12 protein-coding genes are annotated in these 14169 nt (G+C 28.5%); 11 read left to right on the forward strand and 1 reads right to left on the reverse strand.

Translation table 11 applies throughout. The features are described 5' to 3' along the window. The first annotated feature begins 58 nt into the window (after nt 1-58). The 9 genes from A6P36_RS01735 (at nt 59) to A6P36_RS01775 (ending at nt 11363) form a co-directional block, all read left to right on the forward strand. Complete coding sequence (locus tag A6P36_RS01735) at nt 59-550, forward strand: transposase (RefSeq protein WP_066760484.1); 492 nt, start codon at nt 59-61, stop codon at nt 548-550. A 48-nt stretch (nt 551-598) separates the two neighbouring features. Then, the gene (gene radA / locus A6P36_RS01740) at nt 599-1993 is read left to right on the forward strand and encodes a DNA repair protein RadA (protein ID WP_066760485.1); all 1395 of its coding nucleotides are present in this window, start codon (nt 599-601) and stop codon (nt 1991-1993) included. 190 nt (nt 1994-2183) lie between these two features. Further along, nucleotides 2184-4241, forward strand: coding sequence for a methyl-accepting chemotaxis protein (locus A6P36_RS01745; RefSeq protein ID WP_242861619.1), 2058 nt, complete (start codon nt 2184-2186; stop codon nt 4239-4241). A gap of 30 nt (nt 4242-4271) precedes the next feature. Then, nucleotides 4272-5414, forward strand: a complete 1143-nt coding sequence (locus A6P36_RS01750) for an aminotransferase class I/II-fold pyridoxal phosphate-dependent enzyme (protein WP_066760487.1) — start codon at nt 4272-4274, stop codon at nt 5412-5414. A gap of 117 nt (nt 5415-5531) precedes the next feature. Beyond that, on the forward strand, nt 5532-6719 hold the full coding sequence (locus A6P36_RS01755) for a flagellin N-terminal helical domain-containing protein (protein ID WP_066760488.1): 1188 nt from the start codon (nt 5532-5534) through the stop codon (nt 6717-6719). Nucleotides 6720-6823: 104 nt separating this feature from the next. After that, complete coding sequence (locus tag A6P36_RS01760) at nt 6824-7642, forward strand: Rpn family recombination-promoting nuclease/putative transposase (RefSeq protein WP_066760489.1); 819 nt, start codon at nt 6824-6826, stop codon at nt 7640-7642. Between the two features lie 101 nt (nt 7643-7743). Beyond that, a complete protein-coding gene (locus tag A6P36_RS01765; protein ID WP_066760490.1) occupies nt 7744-8937 on the forward strand; it encodes a flagellin N-terminal helical domain-containing protein in 1194 nt (397 codons plus the stop codon). Between the two features lie 66 nt (nt 8938-9003). After that, nucleotides 9004-10173, forward strand: a complete 1170-nt coding sequence (locus A6P36_RS01770) for a flagellin N-terminal helical domain-containing protein (RefSeq protein WP_066760491.1) — start codon at nt 9004-9006, stop codon at nt 10171-10173. Nucleotides 10174-10196: 23 nt separating this feature from the next. Beyond that, entirely contained in the window at nt 10197-11363 is a 1167-nt protein-coding gene (locus tag A6P36_RS01775; RefSeq protein ID WP_066760492.1) for a flagellin N-terminal helical domain-containing protein, read from the forward strand. A gap of 39 nt (nt 11364-11402) precedes the next feature. Here A6P36_RS01775 and A6P36_RS01780 read toward each other — a convergent pair whose 3' ends face one another. Continuing rightward, entirely contained in the window at nt 11403-12173 is a 771-nt protein-coding gene (locus tag A6P36_RS01780) for a flagellin (RefSeq protein WP_066760493.1), read from the reverse strand. 164 nt (nt 12174-12337) lie between these two features. On the opposite strand from A6P36_RS01780, the gene A6P36_RS01785 reads away from it, so the two are divergent. Both A6P36_RS01785 and A6P36_RS01790 read left to right on the forward strand, forming a co-directional pair. Beyond that, nucleotides 12338-13303 (forward strand): sodium:calcium antiporter, encoded by a 966-nt coding sequence (locus tag A6P36_RS01785; protein ID WP_066760494.1) that lies wholly within the window; start codon nt 12338-12340, stop codon nt 13301-13303. A 12-nt stretch (nt 13304-13315) separates the two neighbouring features. After that, nucleotides 13316-14149 (forward strand): polysaccharide deacetylase family protein, encoded by an 834-nt coding sequence (locus tag A6P36_RS01790; protein WP_066760495.1) that lies wholly within the window; start codon nt 13316-13318, stop codon nt 14147-14149. The last annotated feature ends 20 nt before the right edge of the window (nt 14150-14169 follow it).

Genomic DNA, 14169 nt, shown 5'->3' on the forward strand with positions numbered 1-14169 from the left:
AAAATTTTTAAAGCTGAAATAATCACAAATAAATATGACTACAGGGAGTTGTTTCGTTATGGATAATAATGCAAAAGTTATTAAATTTCAACAGAATATAGAAACAAAAGAAGACGTTATTAATTATTTGAAAAGTACAGATAGAATTGATTATGATGCGTTAATAAATGTTTTTAAGTCAAATGATAAAATTGTTTTGAGTAGAAAAGAGATAATTTCTCTATTAAAAATAATAAATGATAAAAGTAATAGAAAGTGTCCTTATTGCAATAGTACGTTTATATCAAGACATCAAAAACATACAAGATATAAAGATGGAGTTACTAAAGAAAGATTTAGATGTAAAGATTGTAGAAAAACTTTTTCAGATACAACAAATACAATTTTTCATAATGCAAAACTTTCATTTGAAAAAATTCAAATGTGTGTTAAAGAAGTTACAAATGAAAACACTATAAGAAAAGCAGCAAAGAATGTGGATATATCTGTTCCTACAGCATTTTATATGAAACATAAAATTTTAAATGGAAGAGAAGTAGTTGAAATGTAAGTAAAATGATATAATTGATTTACCTTTGTTTTTATTTTGGAGGTAAATTTGAAAAGTAAAATTGTATACATATGCTCTGAGTGTAAATTTGAACAACCGAAATGGACTGGACGTTGTCCAAATTGTGGTGTTTGGAATTCGTTTTTAGAGTCTGAAATTTTGAAAAAGACGAATTCAAAATCAAATTCTAATAATAGAGTAACTTCTACTTCTAAGAAAGCACAGAAACTTTCTGATATAAAAGTTTTAAATAGTGACAGAATAATAACTGATTTACATGAATTTAATCGTGTTGTTGGTGGAGGAATTGTAAGGGATTCTATAAGTATACTTGCAGCTAGACCAGGAGCAGGGAAATCTACTCTTTTGTTACAAGTTGCACATGATATATCAAAGAAAGGATTTAAAGTTTTATATGCTTCAGGAGAAGAAAGTGAAAGTCAGATTAAAAAGAGAGCTGATAGGATAATTGGTGAATGTTTAGAAGAAAATATATGGATATATTCAGATATTTCTTTGAATAATGTTTTGGAAGTTGTTAAGGAAGTTGATCCTGATTTTATAATAATTGATAGTATTCAAACATTTGTTTTAGAAGAATATTCTTCGAGACCAGGCTCACCAATACAAACAATGGAATGTGCTAATGAGCTTTTAAGAATTGCAAAGAATATAAATCGTCCAAGAGCTGTTATAATTGTTGGACAGATGACAAAAGAAGATGAACTTGCAGGTGTAAGAGCTTTAGAACATTTGGTTGATTGTGTTTTGATGATAGAAGGGGATAGTTTAGAAGAACTTCGTTCTCTTGTATGTTCTAAAAATAGGTTTGGAAGTACTGGAGAGGTTGGATTTTTTTCCATGACTGAAAAGGGAATGATATCTATAGATAATCCTTCACAGTTTTTTATGACTAAAAGAGATGAGAAAGATGAAGTTTTTGGAAGTAGTTTAAGTGTGATGAAGGAAGGAAATAGATGTATAATAGTTGAAATTGAAAGTTTAGTTTCCAATTCTATGGCTCCATATCCATCACGTATATCAGATTGTTTAAAGAAAGACCAATTAAATACTTTAATTTCTATTCTTGAAGAAAGAGGAAAAATTAAATTATTTGATAAAAATGTAGTAATAAAAGCCACAGGTGGTATAAGGTTAAGAGAACAATGTGTAAATTTGGCAGTTATTATAAGTATAGTTTCTTCATTGAAAAACAAATCTATAGATAATGGATATGTTTTTATAGGTGATGTTGGTTTAACTGGAGAAATAAAACGTGTTCCATCTATGGAATTGAGATTAAAAGAAGTTGATAGAATAGGATTTTCAAAAGTTTATGTTCCAGAAGGTGAAAATTATAAAAATTTTAAGTTTAAAAATATAGAAGTAAAACCTTTTAGATACATATATGAAGTTATAAATGATGTTTTTAAAAGTAAGTAATTACCTTTTTTTGTAGTTACTTACTTTTTTTATATTTTTTACTTAAAAAATATAAAAAAATGAGGGTTTAAATAAATAAAAATAACTAATACTAAGAAATATATTTAATTGCGTTTAAGGGAAGTGAAAATTTTATATGTCACTTAAAATTAAAGTAATTTTGTTTTGTTTAGTTGTTTTTGTGGGAGGGATGATTGGATATGCGTTAGGATTATCTATCATTCAGAAAAATTTTATTGATAGAAGAGTTGAGGAGTTAAAAGGTAAAGCACAGATTACATCTGTTGAACTTGAAAAAGATTTAGTAGGTTTGGCTTTGGATCTTCAGCTTTTAGGAACTATACCGAGCATACAAAATTTATTAACTGTTGATTACATATCACAAGAGTATAAAAATATAGACAAAGATAATGCTTATTCTGTTATGAGATCATATCAAATTTTACAACAGGGAGTTATAAGTGATGTTACTCTTGTTAATACTAAGGGTTTAATAGAAATTTCTTCGGATAAATCTGTAGAGGGAAAATCTATTAAAGATTTTTCAGATGTTATTCATAAGGTGGCTATGGAAAATGATTATAATTTTATCACGTATTTTGATGCAGATAAAAAAATTCCACAAGTTGCAATAACTATACGTTTAAAAGATTATAGAGATGAAAATATTGGTTATTTGGTTAGTGTTGTTTCAATAGAAACCATTGAAAAACTTATAACTGATATGAAAATTGATATTGTTTATGATAGTTATGTTGAACTCTATAATTATGATAAAAGGGTTTTATATACTGAGTTTATGAATAAACGAGGAGAATATTTAACAAATGAAGAACTTTTAACAAATATTGCTAAAGTTGATATTGGAAATTTAGTTAGTGTTAGTGATTTTAAATCCGGAAGAACTAAATTTAAAATGATAACTTATTACATGTCAAATTTTAATTGGAAAATTTCTTATTTTGTTCCGGTGAAATCAATAATTCAAACTATGAAAAGAGACCAATTTTTTGTTACGGTTATATTTTTGTTGTTCTTAATATTCTATGTTATAGTTTCGTTGATAACTTTAAGGATTATTGTGATAAGACCACTTTTAAGAATTGATGACCTCATACTTAAAACTTCAAATTTTAATTTGGTAGATACATTTGAAGTTCAAAAAAGTACAAAAGATGAAATGAGAAAATCTTTTAACAACATAATAAAAATGAGGCTAGGTCTTAGAGATGTAATAAAAGTTATAAAACTTATGGTAGTAGATTTGAATTCAAAATTTAATAATATTGAATTGTTATCTCAAGATCTTAAAGAGTTTACGACAATAACTTCATCAGAGACAGACAATTTGTATGCAGGTATGGAAGAAACAAACGCAACGCTTCAAGAGATAACTGCGTCATCTAAACTTATAAGTGATGAGATGTTTAATATAAAGACTAACGCAGAAAAAGGTTATGATAGCACTCAAGATATTTCAAAGAGAACAAATTTAATTAAAAGCAATATTACAGATTCAAAGGATAAGGCTATAGAAATTTATGAAAATGTAAAAAGAAATCTTGAGGGAGCTATAGAAAAATCGAAGGCAGTTGATGAAATAAATACTCTTACAGAATCTATTTTAAGTATTGCAAGTCAAACAAATTTATTAGCGTTAAATGCAGCGATTGAAGCAGCTAGAGCTGGTGAAGCTGGTAGGGGATTTGCAGTTGTTGCTGAAGAAATAAGAACTTTAGCAGAAGAAAGTTCTGTTACAGCAAACAACATTAAAGACATAGCGCAAAATGTAAATACTTCAATTGAAAATTTAACTATGAGTTCAAAACAAATTCTTGAATTTATAGATAACAAAATAATTCTTGATTATGACAGTTTTATAAATAGTAGTGAAGAGTATAGAAATGATACATTTAGAATTAATGAGTTTATGAAAGATTTCTTGAACATTTCAAATAAAGTAAGTGATGCAGTTGAAACAATAGTTGGTTCTATAATGGAAATTTCAACAACTGTAAACACAGGAACGATTGGTTTGTCTAATATTTCAGATAAGAATTTTCAAATAATTGAGAAGATAGATAGTTTGAAGAAATTTATTAAGGATAATAAAACCACAACTGGAAAATTGAATGGGATAATAAATAAATTTCAATTTTCAGAGGATTTAGATATAAAAATTTTTGAAAGCAATCAAGATTATCAAGTAGAAGATGAACATAAAAAAGACGGCTATAGTGATAAGTAGTTTTAATTTTATTGTTTGGAAGGTGAAAAAATGGAAGCAGTTAAGAAGAAAAAGGATAATTATCAATATTCAAATTTAAATACGAGCAATTATGATTTAATAATGCACGAAGTGGAGAGAATGTATTTTTTAAGTCCAAAACCTGTGATGTTTGTAATTCAAAATTATAATTTATTTGAAGAACAAATAAACAAGGGATACTATGACAAAGAATCATACAAAACTTTAATGAGTGCATATTTCATGAGAGAGTATGAGTGGGAAATTGAAAATGAAAAAATTCAGTATGTGCCAAGTGATGAGATGGCATACACACTTATATTTGAATCTTTAACAAAAGTTAATGACAATGTTGTAGTTCTTTCACCTTTGGAAAAAATACTTAGATATAAAATTTTGGCGTCTAGCCGAAATCTTATATCTATTCCTATGTTAGTTGAAGATGATAGAGTTGAGCTTGATTTTGAGTTGTTGGAAGAATACTCTAAGAATGCAAAAGTTATGGTTATAAGCAATCCACATTATCCTTCTGGAAGATGTTTTACTGAAGCGGAGTTAAAAAAACTTGGGGAGATTGCGAGAAAAAATAATCTTTGGATTTTAAGTATTGAAGAAGGCTACGAACTTACAAGAGAAGGGGTTAAATATATTCCAACGTCAAAGGCATTAGAAAATAGCAGTAATGTTATAACTTATTTGAGTCCATGCAAGACTTTAAATTTAATGGATAGTAGTATGGGGAATTTGGTTATAAATAATAAAAAGTTTAGGGAATTTATGCAGACACAACTAAATGATAATAGTCGTTTTGCAATAAATGCTATTGATGTTGAAATATTCAATATCTTTTATAGTAGGATTGCAGGTTGGACTAGAAAATTAAGAGAGTATGTAAACAGTAATTTTGATTTATTTGATAAATATTTGGAAAAAATATTTGGAAATTTAAAGCTTGAGAAACCAGAAAGTGGAAGTCTTGCATTTATAGATTTAACAAAATATGGATATATGCCAGAGGAACTTGAATACAGAATTTTGAAAACAGGAAAACTCACATTGAAATTTGGAGAGGAAATAGAAGGAAGCTTACAAGGAAAAATTGTTCTCAATATGGCATATCCAAGAGAGATGATAAAAGAAGCGTTGAATAGAATACGAATGTCTTTAAGTTAAATTTTTTGAAAAAAAAGTATTAATAAATTTTATATGGAAACGATAAATAGAGTAAATGATTGATGACACAAAAGATACAAGGATGTAAATTTTTGAAATTCAAGGAGGAATGAAATTATGATAATTAATCACAACTTAAATGCAATGAATGCACACAGAAATATGTCAGGAGCAACAACTGCACAAGGAAAATCAATGGAGAAATTAAGTTCAGGTCTTAGAATAAATAGAGCTGGGGATGACGCTGCTGGTCTTGCAATATCTGAAAAAATGAGATCGCAAATAAGAGGACTTAACCAAGCATCAAGAAACGCACAAGATGGAATATCAATGATACAAACAGCAGAAGGAGCTTTATCAGAGACTCAAGCAATAGGACAAAGAATGAGAGAGCTTGCAGTTCAATCAGCAAACGGAACTTATACAGATGAAGATAGAGCGTTAATAAATCAAGAGTTTGAACAATTAAAATCTGAGATAGATAGAATTGCTAATGATACAGAGTTTAATGGAAATAAAGTTTTAAATGGTAATCTTTCTGGAAAAGAATTTGAAACTGGAACTATTACTGCTACTGGTAATACTGGTACACAAGTAGTAGCTGGTTTAGAGGGTAAATTTACTGGTAGTGAATTTGAAAAATTAGGAGAAGGTAATTTTGAGATAAAGGTTACAGTAGGTGCAAAAAGTGGTGATAATGCTGATATAACTTTGGAATTAATTGATAAATCACATTTTAATGGTGAAAAAGAATATGTAATGGATAGTTTTACTCTCGAGGATATTGATATTACTAATGGAACTCAGGAAAGCTTTACTCTAGGTGGAGTAACTGTCGAGTTAAGTACTAATGGTTTTAATGAAAATAGATCACAATCAATTAAATTTACAAATACAGCAGAAAAAACAGGAGATGGGGTATCGCTTCAAGTTGGAGCAAATAAAGATCAAATGATAGGACTTAGCATGGAAAATATGAGAAGTAGAGAGCTTGGACTTGGAGGAATTGGAGTTGGAACTGCAGCTGATTCTCAAGAAGCAATTGAGCGTTTAGATGTAGCTATTGAAAGAGTTTCAGCACAAAGAGCAGACCTTGGAGCAGCACAAAACAGATTAGAGCACACAATAGCTTCAACAGATAACACAGCAGAAAACTTACAAGCAGCTGAGTCAAGAATAAGAGACGTAGATATGGCAAAAGAAATGATGAACTTAACAAGATTAAATGTATTACAACAAGCTTCTCAATCAATGCTTGCTCAAGCTAATCAAGCACCTCAACAAGTTTTATCTATCTTAAGATAATTTATAAAAGCTACTGAATTGATTTCAGTGGCTTTTTCTTTTTAAATTGGGTTCTATAATTTGTGTTATAATAATTTTATATCACAGCAAAAGGATTTACACAGATGAAAATTAATCAAAAAGATTTATGGGAAAATTTAACTTTAAGTAATGACTTTATGTTTTCAAAAGTTATGAGAGATAAAGAAATTTGTAGAGAAACTCTTGAGATTCTTTTAGACAAAAAGATTGGAGAGATAACTTACATAGATAATCAGAAAACTATTGATATAAATTACGATGCAAAAAGTGTTCGACTTGATGTTTACGTTGAAGATGAAAAAAGAATTTATAATATAGAAATGCAAGTAGTAAATAAAAAAGATTTAGCAAAAAGAAGTAGATATTATCAAAGTATGATAGATTTAAATGCAATAGAAAAAGGAGAAATTTATAGAGATTTAAAAGAAAGTATCGTTATATTTATCTGTAAATTTGATCCATTTGGAGAAGGACTTTCTAAATATACTTTTGAGAATATTTGTAATGAAAATAAGGAATTATACTTAAAAGATGGAACGAGTAAAGTATTTTTCAATACGAAAGATTATTATAAAGAAAGAAGTGAAGATGCAAAATCATTTCTAGAATATATTGAGAAAGAAACAACTAGCGAAAATAATTTTGTGAAAAAATTAGAACAAAAGATAAGAAATATTAAGGAAAATAAAGAATGGAGGGCTGAATATATGAAATCTTTGTTGAGAGAACAGGAAATAGCAAGAGATAATTTTGAAAAAGGAAAGATAAAGGGAAGAGAAGAAGGAATTAAAAATTTGATTGAGAGTTTTAAAGAACTTGGAATTAATGAAGAAATAATTGTACAAAAATTAATTGAAAAATATGGTTTAAGTGAGCAAAAGGCTAAAGATTATTTAAGATAATAAAATTATGAACTAAATATGAATAAATAAAGTTTAAACAAACAAACTAATTGTATATTGAATTAGTTTGTTTTTCTTTTTTGTAGGAGGAATTTTTAGATATGATAATTAACCATAATATGAATGCAATGAATGCACATAGAAATATGAATTCTTCAACAATTGCACAAGGTAAGGCAATGGAAAAATTAAGTTCAGGTTTAAGAATAAATAGAGCAGCAGACGATGCTGCAGGTCTAGCAATTTCTGAAAAAATGAGATCACAAATAAGAGGACTTAATCAAGCATCAAGGAACGCACAAGATGGAATATCAATGATACAAACAGCAGAGGGAGCTTTGTCAGAGACTCAAGCAATAGGACAAAGAATGAGAGAACTTGCAGTACAATCAGCAAACGGAACGTACACAGATGAAGACAGAGCACTAATAAATCAAGAATTTTTACAATTAAAATCCGAAATTGATAGAATTGCAACTGATACAGAATTTAATGGAAATAAAGTTTTAAATGGTTCTCTTTCTGGGAAGGAAATTAATAGCGATAGAAATACAGCTAAAGTGGTAGGAGTTTCGGGAGGAACCATAAATAATAATACGGATATTCAAGCTATTTTTGGTAGTATTGATTCAGAAGAATTAGCGAAATTAGGAGAAGGTGTATTTAATATAAAAATATCTCATAGTGATACTGATGAAAGTATAACAATTGATTTAATAGATAAATCCCACTTTAATGGTGGAAAAGAGTATATTATGGATAGTTTTACATTTATACCTGCTGGAGATAATGAGAGTTTTGAATTAGCGGGTGTACAAATAGAATTAGATGGATTAAATACTAATATAGAAAGTGGTGAAAGTGCTATAATTGAATTTACAAACGAAGTAACAAAAGATGAAGATGGAGTTACACTTCAAGTTGGAGCTAACAAGAATCAGAGTATTGGAATTAGTATAGATACTATGAGAAGCAGAGAGCTTGGACTTGGTGGAGTTAGTGTTGCCACAGCTGCAGATGCACAAGATGCAATACAACTTATTGATGATGCAGTTTCAAGAGTTTCATCACAAAGGGCAGATCTTGGAGCTACACAAAATAGATTGGAGCACACAATCGCTTCAACAGATAACACAGCAGAAAATTTACAAGCATCTGAATCAAGAATAAGAGATGTTGACATGGCAAAAGAAATGATGAATTTAACAAGATTAAATGTTTTACAACAAGCTTCTCAAGCAATGCTTGCTCAAGCTAACCAAGCACCTCAAAATGTTTTATCAATTTTAAAATAATAAATTAAAAAGAATTTGGCGTACCGTTTGCTAAATTCTTTTTAATTATTTTGGAGAGGTTTTGTTATGATAATTAATCATAATTTAAATGCAATGAATGCACATAGAAATATGAGTTCTTCAACAATTTCTCAAGGAAAATCAATGGAAAAATTAAGTTCAGGTCTTCGAATAAATAGAGCAGGAGATGATGCAGCAGGACTTGCAATTTCTGAGAAAATGAGATCACAAATAAGAGGACTTAATCAAGCTTCAAGAAATTCTCAAGATGGAATATCTTTAATTCAAACAGCAGAAGGAGCATTGTCAGAAACGCAAGCAATAGGACAAAGGATGAGAGAACTTGCAGTTCAATCAGCAAATGGAACTTATACAGATGAAGACAGGGTATTAATAAATCAAGAATTTGAACAATTAAAATCTGAAATTGATAGAATTGCAACCGATACAGAATTTAGTGGAAGAAAAATGTTAAATGGTGATATGTCTGGAAAAACTTTAAGATCTGGTCCTGTAAGATATTATGGTAATAATGCTAATAGTTCGATAGTAGCATCAGATGAACTTAAAAGGAGAAATGAAAGTGAATTAATAAAATTTGGTGAAGGCACATTTGAAATTCATGTGAGTAATGAAGGAAAAAATATAAGATTTGATTTGGTGGATATGCAAAATTTTAACGATAAAATTTATGTGATAGATAGTGTTACAATTGAAAATACAGGTAAAGACGAGGTTTTTGAATTAGGAGGTGCAACTCTTCAATTAAATCTTGCTGTATTTGCTGGAATTACTGGAAATGATAATAGATTCGAGTTAGACAATCTTGTTGATAAAAAAGAAGATGGAATTCTTTTGCAGGTTGGAGCGAATAAAGGACAAACGCTTGGATTTGATATTAATTGGATGAGAAGTAGAGAATTGGGATTAGGTGGAGTAAATCTTTTAACTTCGGAGGATTCTCAAGACGCTATGAGTTATCTTGACACTGCTATTTCTAGAGTTTCAGATGAAAGAGCAAAACTTGGAGCTGTGCAAAATAGATTAGAACACATAGTCACTTCAACAGATAACACAGCGGAAAATTTACAAGCATCTGAATCAAGAATAAGGGACGATGATATGGCAAAAGAAATGATGAATTTAACAAAAATAAATGTGTTGCAACAAGCATCTCAAGCAATGCTTGCTCAAGCAAATCAAGCACCACAAAACGTTTTATCAATTTTAAAGTAGTAGTATTTCTATAGGAGGTATTTATGGTAATAAATCATAATTTAAATGCAATGAATGCACATAGAAATATGAATTCTTCAGTAATTAATCAGGGAAAATCAATGGAAAAATTAAGTTCAGGTCTTCGAATAAATAGAGCAGGAGATGACGCAGCAGGTCTTGCAATTTCTGAGAAAATGAGGTCTCAAATAAGAGGACTTAATCAAGCTTCAAGAAATGTTCAAGATGGTATTTCATTAATTCAAACAGCAGAAGGAGCATTGTCAGAAGTACATTCAATTTCTCAACGAATGAGAGAACTCGCCATTCAATCTTCAAACGGTACTTATACAGATGATGATAGAGTTTTGATTAATCAGGAATTTGAACAACTAAAATCTGAAATTGATAGAGTGGCAAATGATACAGAATTTAGTGGGAGAAAAATTTTAGATGGAAGTATATCCGGAATAAGAATTGATGGTCAAGATTTTAAAGACTTAATAATACCCGGTGGAATGAATGGAAATTTGGATCATATTCATGCAACACCTCAAGAGTTAGCAAAATTAGGAAGAGGAGAATTTGTTTTTGCTGTATCTTCAGATAGTTATATACAAGAAGATGTTGTTACATTGTCTATAATAGATAATACTTTTGAAGAACCTTATGTCGTTGATGAAATTACTTTTGATAATGTTGCTACTAAAGATAAACCTTTGACACTTGAAGTAGCAGGAATAACTATAAAGGTTGATGGTAAATTAACTCAACTTGCAGATGGAATAATAATAAACAATACTCCAGAATTTTTAGATGATGGATTAAAATTACAAGTTGGAGCAAATAGGGATCAAATTATAGGATTTAGTATTGATAATATGAAAAGTAGAGAATTTGGGCTTAGGGGAATGGATGTATTAACTGTAGAAAATTCACAACAATCTTTAGGTGTATTAGATCATACTATAGAAAAAGTATCTGAGCAAAGGTCAAGGCTTGGAGCTGTACAAAATAGATTGGAACATACGATGGATTTAAATAATAATTCTTCGGAAAATCTTCAGGCGGCAGAGTCAAGAATAAGAGATGTAGATATGGCGAAGGAAATGATGAATTTGACAAAATTAAATGTTCTTCAACAAGCTTCACAATCAATGGTAGCTCAAGCTAATCAAGCACCACAACAAATAATGCAATTATTAAAATGAAAAAAGTATCTTAGATGTTAGTCTTAAGATACTTTTTATTTATCGTAATAAATCATCAATGTTTTTCTTTTTCATGTCTTTAACGTGATAAGTGTAATTGTCTTTTATAATTCCTTTTTTTGTTAAATCTATTAAATTTTGAATAGATTCTTTATTTGCATTACTACTTAAAGCTAATAAATTTTCGGACATTATATCAGTTAAGTTTACTCTCAAAAGTTTATCTGCGGAAGACTTTATTGCTTTTTCAGATGATAAAATATAATCCAAAGTTTCACTCATTTTTTTATCTGCAATTTCTGCGTTAATTGAATTTCTTATATTTATATTTCTTAAATTGAGTTTATTTGGATCTAATTTTGGAATTAATATACAATCGTCTAATGATGAAGAATCAAAAATTTTGAAAACTAATTCATTGTTGCTGTTGTAAAATAAATTTTCACGGATATCAATATTTAATTTACTTGATTCTTTATTAAATTTGTTGCAGAGTTCTTCAAATTTAAAATTTAAAGATTCTCTACCAAATGAAGTGTTTGATTCATTTTTACATTTTTCAAAAACTTCTCTCATTTCAAAAAGAGTTTCTTTAACTTGACTTAAAGTAGATTTTGCTATTTGTACATAAGTTATACCTATTTGAAAATTTCTTGTGATGTATTGAGATTCAACTACATCATCGATTGTACAATCTAGTTTAAAATTTTTATAATCTAAATATTTTTTCTTTTGACTATCTGTTGACGTTTTATTAACTTTAAAAATATTCATAGCTTTGCCAACGTTAGAATTTCTATTTATAAACATAGGCAGATCCTCCTTGATCAAAATTTTACATCCGTGTAATTATCCTTAATATATTAATCGAACATAATAATTAGATATTTATATACGTATTGAATAAAAAGATTTTAAGCATTATAATAGAAGTTGATTTTTTGTATAAAAAATAATTTTTGGAGGGAATGATTATGATATATTTAACTTATGTGTTATTAGCTTTAGCGGTAGTAGGATTTTCCATAAAAGCAGCTGATTATGTTGATTTAATTGATAGAAAAACAAATATTTCAGGTGCTTTTATTGGTGGGGTAATGCTTGCTGCAATAACGTCTCTTCCAGAATTTTTTACAAGTATTTCGGCAGCTCTTATTTTAAATAATTCGGAGCTTGTCCTTGGAAATATATTGGGAAGTAATATTTTTAATTTAGCAACACTTGGAGTTGTATTAATTTTATTTATTAAAGGATTTGTTAACGATACAATAAGTAAAAATCATTACATGACTTCATTATTTGTTTTATTTACAAATGTAGCGTTGTTTTTTCCAGTGTATTTTTCAAAAGATTTAAATGTATTTAATATAAGTTTAGTTTCAATTGTTATATTGATTTTTTATTTTGTATCTCTTAAATTCATGGCTAATGATGATACGGAAACAGAGAGTGAAGAGGATAATTGTAAATTATCTATAAAACAAATAGCTATAAGATTTATTTTGGCAAGTATTGGATTAGTTATTGCAAGTATCTTGATAACGTATGTAACAGAAATAATTTCTGAAAAATTAAATTTATCAGCAAGTTTAAGTGGAGCTTTATTTTTAGGAATAGCAACATCTCTTCCTGAGCTTACTTCTACAGTCGCTTTAGCAAAAAAATTAAAGTTTAATTTGGTTGTTGGAAATATAATTGGAAGTATCATGTTTAATTTATTTATAATTTGTGTTACGGATATTTTATATATAGGAAATTCTTTGTACTACACAACTCATGAACAAACAAAATTATTACTAGGATTTGGTTTTATTTCAACAATACTTGCATCAATTTTGTTACTATTTAAAAAATTAAATAACAAGAGTAAAGCTGTTTATATTATTCTAAATTTGGCAATTATAATAATGTATCTTTTGTATTTAATATTATCATTGTAAGGATGTGTTTTATTGAGTGGAAAGAGAGTATTTGAGTTAGTAACAATTTTGGTTATAGTTTTATTTTCCATTTTTCTAGTTGGTTATAGTACAAAATCTTATTATGATGCGAAAAAAATATATGATGAAGTTAAGCCAGCTGTTGTTGATGAGGAGAGAGCAAAACTTAGAGAGGAAAATGAAGTTTTAATTCTTTTATATCACAACGTTACAGATAAAAGAAGCATAAGTTCTAAAGATGATTTGTATGTTCACATTGATGATTTTCGTGATCAACTTGATTATATAGTTGATAATGGATACAATGTTGTAACTGTACAAGAACTTTATGATTTAAGACAGAATAATCAAGAGATTCCAGAAAAAACTCTTGTTTTAACTTTTGATGATGGTGATAAGAGTTCTTATGATATAGTTTTTCCTGAACTTAAGAGCAGAGGTCTAAAGGCAAGTTTTTTTGTAACAACAAGACAGTTAAATGACAAAGGATTTGTAACTAAAGAAAATCTTATAGAAATGCATAATGCTGGTCAAGATATTCAGAGTCAAGGACATAATAATGAAGATTTTATAGATTCTACAATTGCACAAGTACATAAATCTTTGTATTTAAGCAAGAAAATATTAGAGGAGACATTAAATAAAAAAGTTTTGTTTTTGGTTTATCCAAATTCCTCATTTAATTCAGAAATAATAAGAGTTGCACAAGATGTTGGATATGAATGGGCATTATCTACAGAAGCAGGAAAGTTTTATGATTACTACATGATAATGGAGCGTGTTAGTGTTCCAGGAGGAAGTGATTTAGAACAATTTATAGATAAACTAAGTGAATATGGTTATTAAAAATTTTAAATGGTCATTTT

Source organism: Candidatus Arthromitus sp. SFB-turkey, from assembly GCF_001655775.1.
Classification (GTDB): Bacteria; Bacillota; Clostridia; order Clostridiales; family Clostridiaceae; genus Dwaynesavagella; species Dwaynesavagella gallinarum.

What these genes read in the sequence shown, in the direction of transcription:
- A6P36_RS01745 (WP_242861619.1), top strand. Translation starts at nt 2,184, where the DNA reads ATGATTGGATATGCGTTAGGATTATCTATCATTCAGAAAAATTTTATT.
- A6P36_RS01785 (WP_066760494.1), top strand. Translation starts at nt 12,338, where the DNA reads ATGATATATTTAACTTATGTGTTATTAGCTTTAGCGGTAGTAGGATTT.
- A6P36_RS01765 (WP_066760490.1), top strand. Translation starts at nt 7,744, where the DNA reads ATGATAATTAACCATAATATGAATGCAATGAATGCACATAGAAATATG.
- A6P36_RS01735 (WP_066760484.1), top strand. Translation starts at nt 59, where the DNA reads ATGGATAATAATGCAAAAGTTATTAAATTTCAACAGAATATAGAAACA.
- A6P36_RS01750 (WP_066760487.1), top strand. Translation starts at nt 4,272, where the DNA reads ATGGAAGCAGTTAAGAAGAAAAAGGATAATTATCAATATTCAAATTTA.
- A6P36_RS01755 (WP_066760488.1), top strand. Translation starts at nt 5,532, where the DNA reads ATGATAATTAATCACAACTTAAATGCAATGAATGCACACAGAAATATG.
- A6P36_RS01775 (WP_066760492.1), top strand. Translation starts at nt 10,197, where the DNA reads ATGGTAATAAATCATAATTTAAATGCAATGAATGCACATAGAAATATG.
- A6P36_RS01770 (WP_066760491.1), top strand. Translation starts at nt 9,004, where the DNA reads ATGATAATTAATCATAATTTAAATGCAATGAATGCACATAGAAATATG.
- A6P36_RS01780 (WP_066760493.1), bottom strand. Translation starts at nt 12,173, where the DNA reads ATGTTTATAAATAGAAATTCTAACGTTGGCAAAGCTATGAATATTTTT.
- A6P36_RS01760 (WP_066760489.1), top strand. Translation starts at nt 6,824, where the DNA reads ATGAAAATTAATCAAAAAGATTTATGGGAAAATTTAACTTTAAGTAAT.